The following is an 18,914-nucleotide window of genomic DNA, read 5'->3' on the forward strand; positions in this document are numbered from 1 at the left end:
GTTGCACATCAGCACCCCCACCCGGTTGCCCCCGGGGCCGGAGTCCGGTGTGGTGTCGGTGTCGGTGGGGCGCAGCGAGACCGGGACCATCGCGATCAGCGGCTGGTCGGGGAGGGCGCCGCGGGCGGACAGGTAGGCGCGCAGGGTTCCGGAGCACAGGGTCAGGACGATGTCGTTGACGGTGGCCTGGGCGTGCTTGGCCAGCAGCCGGATCCGCTCGAGTGGCAAGGTGCGGGCGGCGACGTGGCGGGCGCCGCCGATCGGCACGTTCAGCAGGGTGTGTGGGGCGGTCAGTGACATCGCCCCGCCGCGGCCGTGGGCGGCGCGGTCCAGGGTGCCGATCGCCGCGGGGACCAGTCCGGCGACCTCGCCGGCCACGGTGCGGCCGGCGCGGAGCGCCGTTCCGGTCAGACCGGCCGCCGTCGACACTCCACCGGGCGTGGCCGAGGGCTGCCTCCCCTGGTGCGAATGGACCGGGGCGAGTTGGGGTATCGGTTGCCAGGGGGCGGGCATGTGCCGGCGGTGCGGGTCCTCGCTCAGCGTCTCCTGCAGCAGCCGCATCGCCGACGTGCCGTCGGCGAGGGCGTGGTGGATCTTGGTGTAGACGGCGCAGCGGCCACCGGTGAGGCCCTCGATGAGGTGTATTTCCCACAGCGGGCGGCTGCGGTCGAGCAGGGTGGCGTGCAGCCGGGAGACGAGGGTCATCAGCTGGTCCATTCCGCCCGGGGTGGGCAGGGCGTCGCGGCGTACGTGATGTTCCAGATCCACGTGCTGCTCCGGCAGGGTGTCCCAACCCCATTGGCAGAGTGAGGTGAGTGAGCGGCGGGCCCGTCTGCGCAGCAGCGGTGCCACCCGGTGGTCGGTGAGGGCGGTCTCGAACAGCGTCCGCATGTCCGCCGCGGATGCCCCCGCGGGTGGGGTGAACAGGGCCAGGCCGCCGACGTGCATCGGATGGCCGAGGGATTCTCCCAGCAGGAACAGTGAATCGGTCGGCGCCATGGGCAGCAGCACTGCACATCCCCTTCTCTTTCCGGGGGAGAGGCCGGCGGAGCGCGCCGGTCCCGCTCCTTTAGGGCCTGGTGTTTTAGGAAAGGTAATGACGTTCTTTAAGTCACGTTGAGGTGTGGTTTACATAACAAACCGATATCTGTCGGTGGAGTTGTATCGCATTCCGACGCCCGCGGCTACTGGACGCCTGTCTACCGCTCTTGTGGTCGCCTGCGGGGATGGGTCGGCGGACACATTCCCGGGGAAACGCTCGCGGTATGCCCCCGCATCCCTCACAATGGCCACCGAAAAGGCCCGAGTCGCAACACATGTCGAATCCATTCTCGCTGCAGGGAAGTTCGAGACATAGGTGACCCAATGCCCGTTTCGTTACACGTGTTGTTGCAGCATGTGCAGGACCGCACGACCGATCTGCGCCGATGGTTGGATACCGGTGGCAACGGTGCGGCCCTGAACGCGTATCTGCGCGACGAACCTGTCGACGACCGGTGGCTGGTCACCTATCAGCGGCTCCGCCGCGACCTGCTGCGGGCCGTCAGTCACGCGTGCCGCCCCCGCCCCGGCTCGGCGTGAGCGGCCGACGTCGACGGTGAGGCGCCGGCCCGGCGGCCGATGAACCAGGATCAGCGCCGTGCGCTGGAGCGGGTGCGCGACACCTGCGCCGTGCTGCACAGTTTCATGAACACCGACCCGGGTGATCCGCCCCGGGAACGGGTCCGATCCGCGACGTTCCGGCAACTCACCGCCGACCTCCTCGACGCCGTCACCGCGGCGGAGACGGCCGGTGTCCCCGAACACCGCATCTTCGACAGCATGTGAGATACCCGGACAGACCCCTGGTCCGTGCTCGCCGCGGCGGCGGTATTCCCGCCGCCCTCATCGGCCCCGATGCGGTGTCCCTGTCCCCATCCGTCGCGGGTGAACCCTGCTTTCGCGGTGGCACGTGGCATCCCATTCGCAGTCGCCGGAACATGTTTGCGCCCCGCACCGCTGATCGGGTCCGGTTATGCCGAATCCTCCTCAGAACGCCATGCGTGCGCGCCACCGCGCCTCGCGTCATGCTCCGCGGCGACCGGTTCGAGCTCGCGGAGCCGAGCGCCGGTGTGGGACAACGTCAAAACTCACACCACCGCAGGGTGATGCGGGTACCAGTGGACATCCCTGTACCTCCAACGCCCGGCACACCAGTGGCACACAGTATGAGATCTACGTAGACGGTGCCTGGGCAACATGGCCCGCGGCGTCGACGGTGCCGATGTCGACCGAGCGAAAGCTTCTGCCCATGAACCTGCGGATCGATCCTGCGGTCGACCGGAGTCCGACGTTTCGGGCCGCCGGTGTCGCACCGGGAGCGCCAGTTCACGCCAGGCAGAACGCAACAAAGACTCCCCATGTCGTGAACGACTGCGATGGGTTGTGTGCTGTGCCTCGGTGAGCGGCAGCCGGCACACCGGGGCGCCCCGAGTTGGCTACGGACGAGAGTCGCGTGACTGCACGCCGTCCGGTACCCGTCATTGCCATTTCGGGGCGCCGCGAGAGGTCGATCCGTCGGGGTGGTCTCTGCGGTCCTGCTCACGCTGCGTTCCCGCGCGCGATGCGGGATGCTGGGCAGGGGCGGGCGGTGTTGCTCGCCGCCAACACCTCGAGGTGGTGCCGGTGGTGCCGCGGGCATCGGGGTGTCGGCCGACGGGGTGCATCGTTCTGGCGCAGGCAGTGGCCACGACTCTCTTGTCGGAGATGGAGCGAAAGCGATGAACGAGACCAAACCCGTTCGGTCACGCGGTGCCGTTGTGTTCGGGCGCACCCAGGCCAAGGGCGGACACGAACCGTTCCTGGTGGGGGTCGACTGGCGCAACCCGCCGGACAGGAGCGAGGTGGTGCACGTCGGCACCGACGGTCGCAGACCCACGTCTTCGCCACCACCGCCGGTGGCGAACGGTAACGGACATAGCAACGGCGACGGAAATAGCAAGGGCTGGTTACGGAAAGCGCAAGGGCTATAGAACGAGCAGAGATGGGCGGGCGCCTCACACCTCGCGCGTTGCCCGTACCCGATCCGCCACCGAGGTGCGGTGAGGACCAGCCGGGCAGCGACTTCGGAACACCTGCGCCATCCTCGGACCCCCCACGGGACGAGGACGGAACCGAATCGTGCGCACCCGTCCCACAAGCCTGAACCAGCGGAGAGGCCTCCCGATATGACCACCACTCCCACCTCCCGCGTCCGATGCGACGTCGCCGTCGTCGGGGAATCCCTCATCGACATCGTGGTCGCCGCCGACGGCACCCGCCGTGAATGTGTCGGTGGTGGCCCCGCCACCCTCGCGCGGGGCCTCGGCCGGCTCGGCATGGCCACCACGCTGCTGACCACGTTCGGCGCCGACCCGCACGGCCGGGCCATCGACCAGGAACTCAGCCGCTGCGGCGTCCGGGTGATTCAGGCCGGCCGCCCCGCCGCCCGCACCTCGACGACCATCACCCACCTCGACCGACCCGGCGCCGACGCCGTCGACCTCCGATGGGACCTCGCCCACACCGACGTCCCGGCGTGTGCTCACCTGCACGTCGGCTCGCTCGCCGTCGTGCGGGCGCCCGGCGCCGAGGACGTGGCACGACTCGTCTCATGCCAGGATCCGGACACGACCATCAGCTACGACGTCACGGTCAGGCCCTCCGTGATGGGCCCCCGGGACACCGCGATCGCCCGCATCGACGAGATGATCTCCCGCAGCGACATCGTCAAGCTGAGCGATGCGGACCTGGCGTGGCTGCGGCCGGGCGAGCGCCGCGGTGATGGCATCCGGTGTTTGATGTCGCGGGGTCCGGCGATCCTGGTCGTCACCCACGGCGCTGCCGGAGCCATGGGCTACACCAGGAGCGGGTCCGTGCGCGTCCGCGGGCACCGGGTGGACGTTGCGGACGCCGCCGAGTGGGGGGACACCTTCATGGCCGGGTTGCTGCACGCCCTGACCGGCCGCGACCTGCTGGCCCGCGGGACCGATCGGCGGCGTCTGCGGACGATCGGCCTCGACGACCTTCGAGGCATCCTGCGCGACGCGAACCTCGGTGCGGCGCGGGCCATCACCCCGGCCTGCGTACCGCCGGCCCATATCGACGCTCTCGCCGCAGCCGGCTGACACGCATCGACGGGGTGACCGTCGCGATGCCGAGCAGCACGCCGACGGCCGCAGGTGCGCAGCGATCGGCGGATCGGGGCGCGACGATCGCCGGTAGGTCACCGTCGGCGAACCGGGTCCGGTCGCCGTCGTCAGGAGCGTCCTGGCGCCGGCCCGGACATTCCGGGATGGAGGCGGCCACCACCGACCGGTGATGACCCCGGTCGGGCCGGGAACTGGCACGCCGGCCGCACGGTCCTGCGGGTTATGCGAGTCCGTCGGATGGTCCCGGCAGCAGATCCGGCGGGCGGACCCGGTGGCGGACGGGCGTCGGAGCCGGATCACCTGCTGCGGACACCGAGCATGTCCATCCGAATAGCATCCATCGCGGTGACGGTGCCCGGCATCGCCGTCCGCGGGCCGAGAACGCTGTGGAGTCGGCGGTGATTGAACCAATCGATGTACTCGGCGACCGCGAATTCGAGATCGTCGATCGACTTCCACGGACCCTTGTTCCGGATTAGTTCGGCCTTGAACAGCGAGTTGAATGCCTCCGCCATCGCGTTGTCGAACGATTGACCGGCTAATCGCGTCCCAGTTGGTGCCGATCGAGGTCAGAATGGTTCATCGTCGGGGCGATGGATTGCGGCGAAGGCGGCGCAGTTGTTCTTCGTGTTTGGTGACGGTGGCGGCGAGCGCCTCGACCACGGTGCGAAGGTGCGCGACCTCGGTGGCGAGACCGGTCAGGGTGCGGGCGTCGGTTTGTCGGGTGCGGTGTTCATCGACGACGGCGCGCAGTTGCTTGTCCCGGTAGAGCGTCGCCCGGCCGATCTGGGCCTGTTCGGCGACGGCGGTGAAGGTGATCGGCTGTCCCGTGGTGGCGAGTTCGGCGCAGATCCGTTCGACCCTGACCAGGGCGTTCTCGCTCATGCGGTCTCCGATTGCGCGATGAGCGCGTCGAGTCGGGAGACGAGGGTGCGGTGCCGCTTCGCCTCGTCGATCCATCCGCGATTTTCCGCATCTTCGGCGAGATCGTGAGCGTCCACGCGTTGTGCAGCGAGTACTCCGAGGTGGGTGGAGTCGGTGTGGAAGCTCGGGCAGTGCTCGCAGATGTTTGCGTAAGGGCAAGAGCCTTGCGCGGGTGCCCGCAGGCAGTAGCCGCCGGCCAGGCGCGATTTGATCGCCGGTGCGTCCTTCCATCCGCCGTCGGTGATGTCGGTGATCGGGAGCTGGGTTCGGCCGGTGGGCATCGGCCCGATGTGGCTTTTCGCCAGGTTCAGGGCGCGTTCGTATTCGGTGCGCACGGTGCTGTCGAAGAGGTGCGCGTAACGCAGACTCATTTGGCTCGAGACGTGTCCGAGAAGTGCCATCAGTGCTTGCAGGGATACCCCGGCGTTAATGAGTGCGGTGGCGTAGGTGTGTCGGAGTTGGTGCGGGGTGACGTGCCCAAGGCCTGCCGTCTCGGCGGCTCGGTTCAGTTCACTGCGAACTGCATTCTGGGAGAGTCGCTTTCCGTGGTGGGTGAATAGGAAATCGGCGGGTGCGCCGGTGCGGGGGTGGCGCATGGGTCGGCCGGGTGAGCGGGTGGCGGTGATGCGATCGACGAGGGTGAGGACTTCCTCGTCTAGGGGAATCATGCGTTCGGAGTCGAGTTTGCCGAGGGGGACCTTCAGCCAGGATCCCTGGCCGGGTATTTCGTGGATGCAGTCGAGTTCGAGGTCGAGGAGTTCACCGATCCGCAGCCCGCATGCCCGCTGCACCAACAGTGCATCGGCTGCGAGTCGGTAGGGCGAGTCCGACAGTGCCGCCGTGAGTTTGCGGTCCGCATCGACGGGTAGGTATCGAGGGAGGAAGCGTTGCGCCCGTGGGAGGTCGGTGCGGAAGATCAGTCGCCGCGCGGGTGCGTCATCCCAGCCCCATTCAGTGATATCGGCGAGAAAATTGCCGACCGCATGCACGCGCCTGATTCGGTCCGGAGGTGTGTCTTCGTGTTACGTCACGACGCCACGACGTCGCGGCCTGGCAGCAGCTGCACGCTCGGAGCGGAGGACGATCCGTGCGATGCTCGACCACCGTGCCGAAACCGGCTCGGTGGTCGAGCGTGCAGCCCAACGCTTCGGTCTGCCGGGGTGGTCAGATCGGAGACACTCTTGTCGGGACCCTGGGGTCGATGGTGCCGGACCGGTACACCGCAGCCTCCGCTTCTGCCGCACGCAGGAAGCTGGGCGTGTTCGACGCACAGGCGAGACAGATCGCCTGGTGGTCTGCCGACGGATCCCGATCCATCTCGTAGGCGATGTACGAGTCACCGCAGCGATGACACTGAACGCGCGCCTCCCAGGCGTCGGCGACCTCGTCGCGCGGATCGAACGGGCGGTCGAGCGTGAACCAGGAAGGCTTCGAGAATCGGAGGGCGATCCCGTACAGGGCTGCCGCGAGCACGCAGCTCGCGGGCGGTGCCCAGACGGCGCCTGTTGTTCCCCCGAATGCGACCATGGCGATGCCCGTCAGAGATGAAGCACCCCAGGCGAACACCCCCGCGGGATTCACCGAAGGGACGCGTCCCGGCCGGAACTCCGCCGCCGCGGCGTCCGGTCCCTTAGTTCGCGACGAGACAAGAATGTGCGTGAGGGCGATCGCCACCCAGCTCACGATGATCACACCCTGGTAGCTCAGCGCCTGCAGGATCCACGTCAGGACGTTCGTCAACATCATCATGTAGACGATCACGGCAACGATCGCCAGCCAGAACACCCGAGGGAGGGTGAGTTTGAAGGCCCGCGCGAAGAAGTTCTGCAGGTTCGTCGAGGCGAGGTAGAAGTTCCCCGTGTTGACCCGCGTCTGGCTGACGACGACCCACAACAGTCCCCAGAACCCCATCATCGCGACGATCCCGAGAATCGCCGACTCCTCGCTCAGCGCTCCCTCGATGGCGATTGTGTGCGCCAGGAACATCCCCACTACCGCATTCACGAGAAGTGTCATCACGTAGAAGGGCGTTCCGAAGGTTACGCGCCCGTTGAACGTCGCGTCCTCGGGGCGACCGAACCGGGCGAAGTCCCACGCCATCATGGTGACGACCCAAACACCCATGTACACGGTGTACGCGAACCACCAGCCTGGCACACCGAGATCGGCTGCGCCGTCGGGTTCGTAGGTGAGCCAGTCGTTGCTGTACCCGTAGCGGACGATGGTCCAGACGACCGAGCCGACGAGGCCGACGAGGTAGAGCGGAAGGAGCACCCCGTTGATCTTGTCCAGCCATGTGGTCACGCCGCGCATCGCCAGGGGTGCCTGGTACACGACGACGATCAGACAGCACAGTGCAATCGGGAGGGCGGGAATGTAGGCGTGCAGGGCGCTGGCGACGATGGCGCCTTCTGCGACGACGTAGTAAGTGATGGTGACTCCGAAGAGGGCGGCCGCGAATGCTGAGCCGGCTCGTCCGAACAGGGCGCGGGAGAAGAGGGACACGCTTGTTCCCGTTTTGGCGGCGTACCTGGCGGCCACTGAGTTGATCGCACCGTAGCTCACGGCCGACAGTGCGATGCCGATCAGGGTGTCGACCGTACCCACGGCAAGCGTGACCGTACTTCCCACTACGACCCAGAACATCGCGCTCATAAGTCCGAGCCACGCCATCGAGACCGACAGGCGCCCGCTGCGCCACGACAAGGGAACGATGTGCAGTGAATAGTCCTCGGCAGCAGCGTGTTCGAGGACCTTTGGATCGTCATGTGATGACACGACGAGTGCGGGGATTTTGTTCGCACTCAACTCCGGCGATAGTGGCATGGTTCTTCCTTTCGATGACGGTTTCTGGCGCCGTTGCCATCTGGATCCTGAAATTGGAGGTGCGCCTTGCCCGGGTGCCCCCCGACCTCGATGAGGCACCCGCGCAGGTAGGAGCGGACGTGGCTCAGACTGCCGCGGTCTCGGAGATCGAGAGCGTCCCCTTGATGTAGTCGACGCCGGGATCATCGGTCCAGTGGACGATCGTGCGTCGCTTCAGCATCGCGCGGAACTGGTCGGTGGTGTTGGGCAGCACTTCGCCGCTGCCCCAGTCCAGGATCACTCCGTACTGGCGAACGCAGTCCATCTCGTTGATCAGACCGGACCGGTACTCCGCCGATACCTCCTGTGGATCACGCTCCATCCAGGCATGCCGGTTGTTCCGGATGTACTCGCGGGCCTTGTCGGTGGCGTCGGCGTCCACCTCGTAGTCGAAGACCTCCGGGTCGATCTCCTTGATTACGACTCCGTAGTCCTTTTCGGCGCGTTCGATCGTGACGTAGCCGTCGATGACGTCTTCGAGCACGGCGTCGACGGCACGCTGCAGCGGATCGCCCAGGCCGCCGCCGCCGGCGGAAGGGCGGGTGAACTCGTCTCCGGACTTGATCGGTACTGCCGCGAAGATCGAGCCCAGGTACTGCTCGTTGTCGGTTCCCTTGTTGAGCCAGACACCGTGTGGAATCGAGGGCAATCCGCCCCATAGCCCCCAGGTGACCGAGCGCTCCCGGTCACAGCAGTAGGACATCACGGTGTTGCTGCTGGCCCATAGTCGGCCGCCCTTCTCGGCACCGAGTCCGCCGCGGTACTTTCCCGGGCCTCCGGAATCGGGCACTAGATCATGGCACGAGGTGAGCACCGGGGCCAGGCGCTCCTGGCCCTCGAAAGGTTGGGTGCCGTACTGGACACCGAACACGGCGGCCGATGCGTTGTAGCCGTCGGCACCGTTTCGGGCGCCCCAGCCTCCCATCATCCAGTCGTACCACATGAAGTTGGGGTTGCCGTTTTCGCGCCCGTCGCGCCCACCCACCAGTAGGTACTCGAGGTTGAAGGTGCAGGCCATGGCGCGTTCGGGCTGGATGTCGGACCAGATCTCGAACACCGAGCTCATGATCTTCTCGAACGGCCCGGAGCAGAATCCGGCACACGGCGATGGCCAGTCCGCGTTGACCACCGAACCGAGCGGGCCGAGATCCGCTGTTACGACACGGTAGAAGCCCGAATTGAGGGGGATGTCCGGGAACTGCATCTTGGTGCCGGCGACGATTCCGGCGAACGAACCACCGAACCCGGCGTTGAGCATCGAGGAGATGGACGCATGTGACTCGCTGAGGTCGTAGTGGACGGAGTCGCCTTTGATGGTCATCTTCATGGTGACCGGGATCAGGCCCTCGCCCAGTGCGGGATCCTGGTCGATGTAGTCCTCGGTGTACCACACGCCGTCGGGCAGGGCGGCGATCTTGGCGCGGGTGAGATCTTCGACGTAATCCTGGACCTCGGCCATGGCCGTCTTGATCGTGTCGACACCGTATTTGTCGCATAGACGCTGTATTTCGCGTTCGGCGACGCGAGTGGCCTCGGCCTGCGCCTGCATGTCGCCGATGATGTCGCGAGGGTTCCGGGTGTTCTTTGCTATGAGGTATGCGACGTCCTCGAGGAACTGATCTTTGCTCCAAAGCCGGGTCGGCGGAATTCGCAGGCCCTCGCCCATGTGGTCGAGTGCCTTGACGTTGAACGAGCCCGGGGTCGCGCCGCCGACGTCCGCCCAATGGCCGTTGGCCTGCGCGTAGCCGAGCAGTTCGCCGTCGTAGTAGATCGGCCGGATGATGCGTGTGTCGTTGAAGTGGCTTCCTCCTTCGTACACGTCGTTGATGACGAAGACGTCCCCCGGATGGATGTCGCCCTCGAATTGGCGGATCACGGCCTTTGCGGTGTAGTGGAGGGTGCCGACGTGCGCTGCGATGTCACCCGTGCCCTGCATGACGGTGTTGCCCTCGGGGTCGCAGATCGCCGAGGAAAAGTCACGCGAGTAGATGACGAACGAATAGCAGGTCCGCAGGATCTGTTCTGCCATCTGATCGACGGTGTTGATGAAGGCGTTCTTGAGAACTTCGAATGTCACCGGGTCCAGTGATGTAGCCATGATTTCAATACCTCTTTCGAATTCGATTGCAGCCGAAAGTTATTTACGCGGAGTGCTCAAGGATGAGATTGCCCCACTCGTCGACCCGGGCGGTTGTCCGAGGCGGAACGACGGTGGTCGAATCCAGCTGGTCCACGATGCAGGGACCTGACAGGATCGCCCCCGAGGGAAGGTCGGCGCGGTCGAACACCGGAGTGTCGAGGCGAGCCACCTCGTCCGGGAACAGGACATGCCGTACCTCTGTCGGAACCGGCACGAAGTCCGCGGGGTCGATCAGTTTCGCAGGCTTGACCTCGGTCCTCGGAGTGAGACCTATGGCGCGGACCAGGATTCGATAGATCTCCACGCCCGCGTCGTCGGCGGCAAAGTTGTGCTCCCTGAGATGGGTGGCGTGGAACGTGGCAACAACGTCGTCGAGGTTCGCAAGCGGCACGGTCACGGGCACGGCGATGGCACGCCACTGACCGAGGTACCGCATGTCGAGGTAGTACTCGAAGATCATGTCCGCTTCGTCGACGTGCTCCGCAGCCAGGCGTTCGCGTCCCTGCGCCTCGAGCTCCCGGAACGACTCTGCGAGGTGGCCGAGGTCGGCCTCGGCCGCATCAGCAAGATACATCTTGGTGAGGTCGTGCTGGATGTCGACGAGCATGCAGCCCATCGCCGAGGTCACTCCCGGGTGCGGCGGGATGATCACCGCGGGGATGCCCAGGTCCTTGGCCAGGTAGGCGGCATGCAACGGCCCGGCCCCACCGAATCCGACGAGGGCGAAGTCGCGCGGATCGTGACCCTTGCGGATCGAGATCAGTCGAATGGCGTCCGCCATGTTCGCATTGGCCACCTTGATGATCGACTGCGCAGCCGTTTCCACGTCCAGGCCGAGTGGTCGGGCGACCTTCTCGACTGCAGTGCGCGCGAGCGACTCATCGAGCTCCTTGACTCCGCCGGCCAGCTTCTTGCCGACGGTCCCCAGGATCAAGTTGGCGTCGGTGTTGGTCACCAACTCGCCCCCGCCGCCGTAGCACGCGGGCCCGGGCTCCGATCCAGCCGACTGCGGTCCGTTGCGAAGTGAGCCGGCGTCGTCCAGCCATGCGATCGAGCCGCCACCGGCGCCGATGGTGAGGACCTCGATGCTCGGGAAGCAGATCGGGTAGCCGAACTCGACACTCCACATGTTCGTCGTCCCCAGCACCCCGTTGTCCGTGAGGGACACGTCGGTGGAGGTGCCACCCATGTCGAATCCGATCGAGTTCTCGTATCCGCACATTCGCGCGATGTGACGACTGGCGATCGCGCCCGCGGCGATTCCTGAGGCTGCTAGGCGCGCACCGTACTTCTCCGCCATAGTGGGGGTCATCATGCCGCCGCCGGAGTGTAGAAGCAGGACGTCGTTGGCGTATCCGTTCTCTGCGAGCCGTCCCTCCAGGGTGCGAGCGTATGGCCCGATGATCGGTACCAGTGCAGCATTGGCGACGGTGGTCGAAAACCGTTCGTACTCGAAGATTTCCGGAAGGACGTCGCTCGACGTCGTGATCGCGACACCCGGCAGTTCCTCTGCCAGGATGTCCGCCATCTGGTTCTCGTGCTCGGGGTTGGTGAACGAATTGACAAAGCATACGGCTACGGTCTCGACCGCACGACGCTTGAGGATCCGCGCGACGTCACGCGCCTGATCTTCGTCCAGCGGCTTGAGAACCGTGCCGTCGTAGCCGATGCGCTCGCGGACCGTCAGGCGGTGCCGGCGAGGCACGAAGGGCTCGGCGACTTCCTGATAGGGATCCCAGGTTTCGCGGTCTCCTCGGCGAATTTCGATGACGTCGCGAAATCCTTCGGTCGTGACGAGCGCGATCCGGGGGAACTTGCGGGTGATGAGGGCGTTTGTTGCGATCGTCGTTCCGTGCGAGAAGAACTCGACATCCTCCCAGCTCACACCCGCCTGCTTCATCCCGGCCAGCACGCCCTCGATCGGGTCGGCCTGGGTCGGGTACTTCGCGGTGATGATCTGCCCGTCCTCACGCTGCACGAACACGTCGGTGAAGGTTCCTCCGATGTCGACCGCGGTGCGGATCTTCTCCGGCCTACTGATGGCTTCGGTCATGTTGCCCTCCTCGGGATGTGTCGCTGACCTCCGTCACCCAACGCTTCGCCGCAGGAACCGGCAATTGGCCCATCAACCAATCGGACGCCCGCCGGTACTGGAGATTGCCACAGGTCGACTGCCTCGAAAGCGCTTCTACCTCCAGAAACGAGTGGACGAGTCGAGTAACATCCAGGTATCCGACATCCCGGCGAAACCGATGGTCATCGGATTGCAACACGCTCCGCTCGGGGTGCGGAGCACCTCTTGTCTCGCCGTGTGGCGCATCCGGAGTACCCGTAGAGTGGCATTCGACCGCCACCGAGGTGGCCCCTCCCGCGAGAGGAGCGAACGAGTGAAGATCGGCATGCTGTACTCACTCAGCGGCGCGCAGGAAGAAATGGAGAAGTCCATACTCGACGGTGCCGTGGTCGCGGTTCACGAGATCAACGCGAGCGGTGGAGTACTCGGCGAGGAACTGTCATTCGCGGTGTTCGACGATCGCTCGGAAGTCGCATCGACGGCCCGCGGGATCGACCGTCTGTGCCGTGACGAGTCCGTCGACGTCATCGTCGGCGGGTATACCTCAGCCAGCAGGGTTTCGATGCGGCCGGCCATCCACGCCAATCGATCACTACTGATGTATCCGACGTACTTCGAGGGTGAGGAGACCGATTCGCGCGTATTCTATTGCGGCGCAGCACCCAACCAGTACCTCGCTGATTATCTCGGCTGGATTGCGAGCACTCTCGGGCGTCGCGTCTACATCGTCGGGTCTGATTACATTTACCCGAGAGTCCTCGGCGAGGCGATACGCCGACTCGGAGCGCATTGGGACGTCGAGACCGTCGGGGACTGGTACGCACCGCTCGGCGAAACCTCCTTCGCGGCGGTCCTCGACGACATCGGGCGTAAACGTCCGTCGGTGATTATCTGCAACCTGGTCGGGCGCGACTCGACGACGGCGTTTTACACCCAGTTTCACCGTGCCGGCTTCACGTCGGATTCACTTCCCATCGCGGCGACGGCCACGACCGCGATCGATCTGGGTCACATACCGCCGGAAGTCAGCGACGGCCATTTCATGGTCGCCACCTACTTCTCCAGGATCGAGTCGGACGTCAACGCGTCGTACCGGCAATCCCTGATCGACATCTGCGGACAACGCCGCACACACGCGGCGCAGGTCGGCGCGTACAACGCCGTGCACGCACTGCGTCTCGCCGCTGAGCAGTCCCGATCACTGGATCCGGTCGATCTCTCCGAGGCACTGCTTTGTGTTCGATTCGACGGCAGCCCCGAGGGTTTGCCCTTCTACTTCCGAAGCGATCACTACAGCGCGCATCCGTCCTACGTCGGGCGGGCGGCCGACGGCGACTACGACGTCATCGAGGAGTTCCCACCCAGGCTTCCCGAACCCTGGTGGTCGGGGAGCATTCCGCTATCCGCGTCGAGCTGATTCCCTCAGGGTGAGAGCGAGATAGTAGTCCGCACGATCGGCGGTGGCGTGGATCCCGCGCCCGGTCAAGCGCTCGATGCGGGTGAGTCGGTATCGGAGGGTGTTGATGTGGATGCCCAGCTCGGCGGCCGTCGCACCCCAGTGTCCGTCCAACGCGAGGAAGGTGCGCAGCGTCGCGAGATAGGCGGAGCCCTTCTGTTCGTCGTAGTCGACGACCGGTTTCAGCAGTGCCTGGTAGAGGACGCTCGCCAGCCTCGGCTCGGTCGCGAGCAGTGTCGCCGCCAGGGGTGCCGGAAGCGGAACTGAATGTCCCTCGGAGCGCGACGAGCGGGCGTGACGATCTGCCAGTTGCCGAGCGCTGATCAATCCTCGCACCAGGTCGTCGCTGCTTCGGAGGACGCAGGAGCTCGTACCGATGGATGGCGTGTAGCCGTGCCGTTGGGCGAACAGTCTCGCTAGGACGTCGAGGTGATGATCGAATCCAGTGCCGTCGGCGGCACCGCCGGAGGCACCCCCACCGTCGATCGTGATCAGGGTGTACGCGCCGTCCTCGTAGGCACCGCACACGCACATACCACCGCTGCGCAGCCCGAGATCTTGCAGCGCGGCAACAACTTGCTCAATCGGTGTGGCCGCGCTCTCCGGCACGACGACCGAGACCGCTCGGATTCGGGTCCCCGGTTCCAGCCCCAGGGATCGCGCCCACGGATCGAGTGCCGCGGAGGCGACATTCGCTCCGATCAGCTCCCGGATCAACGCACTCTCGGACTGGTGCCGCGCTGTCCTTGTCACCTCGATTGCGTGAGCCTGGGCGTCGATCTGTTCGGCAAGCCGGCTCACCCGTCTCAGATCCCACGAAATGCGATTCGGATTCGTCAGAACGAGAGCGTGGCCGGATCTAGGAAGTGTCGCGTGGATGGCGGCGGCAGTGTTCGAGATTCGCTTCAATGGAACCGGCTTGCGCGCCAGGATTTTCGTCAGAAGGTCGATGTCGGGTGGGTTGGATCCGGAGAGGACGCACCCCTGCATCACCAGCGAGCCTCTGACACCACTCCTTCCGACGAACCCGTCGATGAGGTCACTAATCGCTTCGGGGCCGGATTCGCGCTTCTGCTTCGGGGAACCATCCGGTTGTGGCAGGAGTGCGGCACCGAGCTGATCGAATGGCATGGTCTTCGGCAGCAGGAAGACCGGGATGGATTGGCGGACGCACTCGGTCAGGAATTCCGGCGGAAGGCTGCAGTCGTCATTATCGATGACTACCGCAATCCCTCCCTCCGATCGTAAGGCGGAGGGAAGCGATTCGGGTCTCGGCAGCGAGGACCAGACCGTTGACGGGAGGTAGACCAGGCTGCCCTCAGGGGGATCGATCGGCGAAGCGGGGTCGATCTCGTAGAGAGCATTCACCGGATCATGCCGTGTTTTCTCCACGGCGCCGGGCGTGAGGGATCGCAGGCCCGCATGATCGACAAGATTGCCTACTGTGGCCAACGCGCCTCCTTCCGGACTCGGGTCGTGCGCCGATTATCGCGCCATACAGGGGTTTTCTCGACCGGTGGAGGGCACACGTGTGGTCGAGGCCGACTTTGTCCTTCGACACCGGTCAGCCACCAGCGGCGATAGCAACCGCGATACTGCCGGTCACCGCAGTGGGAGTGGGGTTCACCGTTCGATCCGCCGGGAACAGCGCTCGCACCAGGTAGGTGGGCGCACCGCGGCCCGACTGGACCCGATTCCGGACGCAGCGTCGGTGACGACAGATTTCCCCTGGGGCTGCTGATGTGCAGGACATGTTTTCCTGTCGAATAGAGGGTGTACCCCGGGATCACCGGATCCGGGACTATCCGAGCATCGGTGGATCCAGTTCTGGTTCGACTCTTTCGGAAAGGATGCTGCAGACGAGGCGGGTGTCTGTGGGCGCCGGCGGTGGTACATAAACGGGCGTCGTCACCACCGCTGTTAGTCGCGATGACGACGTGCATCACCTTCGCAGCGGGCTACGAGTCGACCAGCGTGCACACTGGCAACCTCGAGAGAACGTCGATCCAATCGACCCGGCTACAACAACTTCACCAGGCATATGCGCCGCCTGTGACGACGCCGGCCTACCTACCACGAACTGCAACACGCAGGCGTGGGGCCGTCACGGGCGGTGGACCAGAACCAATTCCCGCCCACCGTTGTCACTGCCGGCAGGGTGGTCCTGGCGCAGATGGCGTGAAGTCTCAGGCCCGAAGTCCGACTGGATCGCAGTTTGTCAGCGGTCGAGATGGTCCGCAGCCCGTGCCGTCTGGAGGATGTGTTCGTGCGCGGCCCGTCGGGCGTCCTCTGAGTTTTCGCGTTCGATCGCATTGAGAATCGCACGGTGTTCACGGACGATGTCCGCATAGCGATGCGGCAGGCTGAGTGCTTCAAATTCCAGTAACCACATGGCGCCGCGGAGGTTCTATCCGACCCGTCCCGCGCTATCAGTCGAACGTCATACACCGACGAAGGCCGAGAAGCTCCCGCTGAGGGCCGGGCCGGGGACTCAGCCGGGTGGTGGGTCCGGGAAGGCCCCTGTCTCGGCGTCGAGCAGCGCGTGGAGCCAGACCAGCGCCTCGGCCAGCGTGGTGGCCCGCACCGCCGGGGCCGGTTCGCGTTCGGCGGACGCGAGTTGCGCCTGGACGACGTCCCTGTCGCCGGCGAGGAGCGCCAGCACCGACCTCCCCACCCGACCCTGCTGCGGAGGAAATTCACCCGCACCGACGGCGCGGCCGGTGGTGGTGCGCACCTCGAGCACGAACGCCTCGCTGTCCTCCGCGGGACCGAGGCGGGCGACGACCACGTCCGCGAGCGCGGTGATCAGCCAGGTCAGGACCCTGCGATAGAGGGGTGGCCGCAATCGCTCGCTCACTGCCGGCTGCACCAGCGCGGACAGCTCCACGACAACGCCGTGAGGTGCCGATCGGCCACCAGGGTAAGCAGGTGCCCGGCCAACCTGGCCACCGGATCTGCCCGGCCACTGACGCCCGAACCCATACTCGTCGGGTACCCACCTGTTCCGTGGACACGCCCCGGACCGCACCGCGGAGTTGATCGCGCATTCCGACGCGGTCCAGCATCCGCCAAGCTCCTCGCGAGCGGAACCCTGAAGACCTACAAGGACTTCCCGCACGGAATGCCCACCACACGAAGGCGACGCAGGTAGGGCGTGGGTTGCGAACGCACTGGTCCGCGCCATAGCCCTAGACCGATCCGCTTGCAGAACCGGCTTCTGCAAAGCTTGTCGCCTCAAAGAGCTGACGTGTCGCGGTAGCTCCCGCTGGGCCTGGGCAGTTCGGTGGCCGATGGACCCGCAGCTCCGATGATGAAGACTGGCCTCACGCCGCCGCCCGGTGCTCCAGGCTTCCGTGGACGAAAGTCGGGTGGGTGCCCGGCGCGAAGGGGCTGGCGGTCAGTTCGCTGGTGGGGAAGAACTGCACGAAGCGACTGTCGTGCTGCGATCGGTCGACGAGGGTCTTTTCGACAACGCAGAAGGTGTATTGCTGTGCGGTGGACTCGATGGTGTTGGCGTTGATGATGAGTTCTTGGCCCCACCGCGAAGCCCACCCGGAAATGCCTGGCAACTTGCTGTGTTCGGGGGTCAGCAGCTCGGCGGCGAGCACGTTTTCCGACATCCCCCACACGCCGGTGTCGGTGTTGAGTAACAAGGTTTGGTTGCCAGTGGCGTGGCCGGGAGTGCGGATGAGGGCGACGCCGGGGCCGAGCAGTCGGTCACCATCGATGGGCAAGATGCGGTCGGGGTCGAGATCGATGAAGGTCTCGGGCTGGTACCAAGGCCGCTGCAACGGGTGCAGGTCCTTCATCGCTTCCAGCTCGTGGCGCTGGACCACCAGCTTGGCGTTGGGGAACCAACCCTGTACCGGGGTGTCGGGGGAAATGTCGGTCTGGGGCTTGGTGGTGCCGAGTAATCTGCGCACGTCTTGGGTGTGCAGGTGGTCGAAGGCAAGGTAGTCCACCTCGACCGGATCGATGCCTAGCCTGGCGAGGTTCGCGGGAACGGTGCCGTGCTCGGTCAGCATTCTGGCGAGCACCGGCGCCGGTGTCTGATCGCGGAGTGCGGCAAAATACGGGGTGTTGGCGTCGAGCTCGAAATCGCTGGGCTCCCAAGCGAGTGTCTTCTGTGTCCCGTCGCTGTCGTTCCAGCGCACGAGCATCATCCGGTTGGTGATGAACAGGAATGGTGCCGGTGAAGACGGGGCGCGCCACAACCCGAATTTCGTCGGATAGGGCAACGTAATCAGGTCGTGTGTGGAGACGCGCGAGGGCGTACCGGTCGCGGCGAACTCACGTTTGAAGTCGGCGGCGGCTTGCCGCGCGATGCGCAATGCCGCTCCCGGTCCGCCCTGGGTGGTGTGGATGCGCTCGAGGGTGGGGATTGGTGCGCCGAGATCCACAGGGGAGGGTACCGGAATCGTCAGCGGGGCGCCGCTGGTCGCCGCCATGTGTCGTGGCTCTGCGGTGGGGATCATGCGTTTGAGCGCTTCGAGTGGGGCGGTGATCACTGTGGACATGTTCACGACGTTAGACCTGGTCAGGGTATGAGTGCTGAGCATGGGAGGACCAAGATGGTTCGCTTCTTTTGGACGTCGAGGGAGTGGGCGTGTTGCCACCTCCGCAACGAACAGCGTCGTAGACAAATGCGCATTTGACCCCTGGCCATGGACTCGACCGGAAAGGGAAGTGCCCGATGGTTCGGGTAGTCCGGGTCGTCCCGCACGCCGATCTGCGAGCGGGCGCCCGGGTGTGTCCGTCTTTCAGTGAGCACCATCGCGCCGGTAGGCGACTGCAAGCCCAGGGCCACAGAGTTCGGTTACGACACCGTAGCCCTGTCGGTGCGGGCGCTCCGAGGAACGATCGCCACCGAGCGGGGCCGGATGGTTGTCCTCTTGTCCGGATCGGCGATGGCCGCGCAGACTAAGGGTGTTGCGGGCGGAAGCACCTGGTGCGTGCGTGCCGATCGGCACCCGATGATCCGGCCGGAACCCTGCCGATCATCATTCAGTATCCAGGAGCTTTACATGCCCAGTCCTAGCCCCGGTTATTCGATCACCGTCCGCGTCCATGCACCGGTCGGCGCTGGCACCACGTCGACGTTGGCGGCCGCGATCGCATCGGTGAAAGGTGCCATGACGGCGCTCGATGTCGTCGAGAGTCATCCCGACCACATGGTCATCGACCTCACCTGCGACGCCTCGGACGTCGCGCACGCCGACCAGATCTCTACCGCGATCGCCGAGGTTCCGGGGGTGATCGTCGGCAAGGTCAGCGACCGCACCTTCC

At 65.5% G+C, this 18,914-nt stretch carries 15 protein-coding genes and 2 pseudogenes; 6 read left to right on the plus strand and 11 right to left on the minus strand.

Translation table 11 applies throughout. The annotated features are described in order from the left end of the window. Window positions 1–1,011, minus strand: a 1,011-nt coding sequence (locus G9373_RS41685; RefSeq protein ID WP_167120781.1) for a wax ester/triacylglycerol synthase domain-containing protein, incomplete at its 3' end; no start/stop codon positions are given. Between the two features lie 354 nt (window positions 1,012–1,365). On the opposite strand from G9373_RS41685, the gene G9373_RS41690 reads away from it, so the two are divergent. The 3 genes from G9373_RS41690 to G9373_RS41700 all read left to right on the plus strand — a co-directional run bounded on the left by G9373_RS41690 (window position 1,366) and on the right by G9373_RS41700 (window position 4,145). Then, entirely contained in the window at window positions 1,366–1,581 is a 216-nt protein-coding gene (locus tag G9373_RS41690; protein WP_206033685.1) for a hypothetical protein, read from the plus strand. Between the two features lie 39 nt (window positions 1,582–1,620). Continuing rightward, on the plus strand, window positions 1,621–1,827 hold the full coding sequence (locus G9373_RS41695; protein WP_167120784.1) for a hypothetical protein: 207 nt from the start codon (window positions 1,621–1,623) through the stop codon (window positions 1,825–1,827). Between the two features lie 1,379 nt (window positions 1,828–3,206). Further along, window positions 3,207–4,145 carry a PfkB family carbohydrate kinase gene (locus tag G9373_RS41700; protein WP_167120786.1) on the plus strand — a complete coding sequence of 313 codons (939 nt, stop codon included), beginning with the start codon at window positions 3,207–3,209 and terminating at the stop codon, window positions 4,143–4,145. A 320-nt stretch (window positions 4,146–4,465) separates the two neighbouring features. On the opposite strand, the pseudogene G9373_RS48000 reads toward G9373_RS41700, so the two are convergent. The 6 genes and pseudogenes from G9373_RS48000 to G9373_RS41730 form a co-directional block, all read right to left on the minus strand. Continuing rightward, window positions 4,466–4,705: pseudogene (locus tag G9373_RS48000) on the minus strand (integrase core domain-containing protein); the annotation flags it as partial. 43 nt (window positions 4,706–4,748) lie between these two features. Beyond that, window positions 4,749–5,054 (minus strand): hypothetical protein, encoded by a 306-nt coding sequence (locus tag G9373_RS41710; RefSeq protein ID WP_167120790.1) that lies wholly within the window; start codon window positions 5,052–5,054, stop codon window positions 4,749–4,751. Next, window positions 5,051–6,082 (minus strand): tyrosine-type recombinase/integrase, encoded by a 1,032-nt coding sequence (locus G9373_RS41715; protein ID WP_346842914.1) that lies wholly within the window; start codon window positions 6,080–6,082, stop codon window positions 5,051–5,053. Before G9373_RS41715 ends, G9373_RS41710 begins: the two co-directional genes overlap by 4 nt. Before the next feature lie 175 nt (window positions 6,083–6,257). Then, entirely contained in the window at window positions 6,258–7,919 is a 1,662-nt protein-coding gene (locus tag G9373_RS41720; protein ID WP_167120792.1) for a thiamine permease, read from the minus strand. Window positions 7,920–8,043: 124 nt separating this feature from the next. Next, a complete protein-coding gene (locus tag G9373_RS41725) occupies window positions 8,044–10,056 on the minus strand; it encodes a hydantoinase B/oxoprolinase family protein (protein ID WP_167120794.1) in 2,013 nt (670 codons plus the stop codon). Between the two features lie 43 nt (window positions 10,057–10,099). Further along, the gene (locus tag G9373_RS41730) at window positions 10,100–12,151 is read right to left on the minus strand and encodes a hydantoinase/oxoprolinase family protein (RefSeq protein ID WP_167120796.1); all 2,052 of its coding nucleotides are present in this window, start codon (window positions 12,149–12,151) and stop codon (window positions 10,100–10,102) included. A 334-nt stretch (window positions 12,152–12,485) separates the two neighbouring features. On the opposite strand from G9373_RS41730, the gene G9373_RS41735 reads away from it, so the two are divergent. Then, window positions 12,486–13,589 carry a transporter substrate-binding protein gene (locus tag G9373_RS41735; protein ID WP_271209402.1) on the plus strand — a complete coding sequence of 368 codons (1,104 nt, stop codon included), beginning with the start codon at window positions 12,486–12,488 and terminating at the stop codon, window positions 13,587–13,589. Here G9373_RS41735 and G9373_RS41740 read toward each other — a convergent pair. Continuing rightward, window positions 13,572–14,381, minus strand: a complete 810-nt coding sequence (locus G9373_RS41740; protein WP_167120798.1) for a helix-turn-helix domain-containing protein — start codon at window positions 14,379–14,381, stop codon at window positions 13,572–13,574. The genes G9373_RS41735 and G9373_RS41740 overlap by 18 nt on opposite strands. Before the next feature lie 9 nt (window positions 14,382–14,390). Between G9373_RS41740 and G9373_RS41745 the strand changes: the two genes are divergently transcribed. After that, on the plus strand, window positions 14,391–14,876 hold the full coding sequence (locus G9373_RS41745; RefSeq protein WP_167120800.1) for a hypothetical protein: 486 nt from the start codon (window positions 14,391–14,393) through the stop codon (window positions 14,874–14,876). Window positions 14,877–15,846: 970 nt separating this feature from the next. On the opposite strand, the gene G9373_RS41750 is transcribed toward G9373_RS41745, so the two are convergent. The 3 genes from G9373_RS41750 to G9373_RS41765 form a co-directional block, all read right to left on the minus strand. Beyond that, window positions 15,847–16,020, minus strand: a complete 174-nt coding sequence (locus tag G9373_RS41750; protein WP_167120803.1) for an FCD domain-containing protein — start codon at window positions 16,018–16,020, stop codon at window positions 15,847–15,849. Window positions 16,021–16,119: 99 nt separating this feature from the next. Beyond that, complete coding sequence (locus G9373_RS41755; protein WP_271209399.1) at window positions 16,120–16,485, minus strand: hypothetical protein; 366 nt, start codon at window positions 16,483–16,485, stop codon at window positions 16,120–16,122. A 466-nt stretch (window positions 16,486–16,951) separates the two neighbouring features. Next, complete coding sequence (locus tag G9373_RS41765) at window positions 16,952–18,145, minus strand: hypothetical protein (RefSeq protein ID WP_167120809.1); 1,194 nt, start codon at window positions 18,143–18,145, stop codon at window positions 16,952–16,954. A 507-nt stretch (window positions 18,146–18,652) separates the two neighbouring features. Here G9373_RS41765 and G9373_RS41770 point away from each other — a divergent pair. Further along, a pseudogene (locus G9373_RS41770) lies at window positions 18,653–18,914 on the plus strand (NAD-dependent malic enzyme); the annotation flags it as partial.

The sequence above is a fragment of the Rhodococcus sp. A14 genome (genome assembly GCF_011603105.1).
GTDB lineage: Bacteria > Actinomycetota > Actinomycetes > Mycobacteriales > Mycobacteriaceae > Rhodococcus_F > Rhodococcus_F opacus.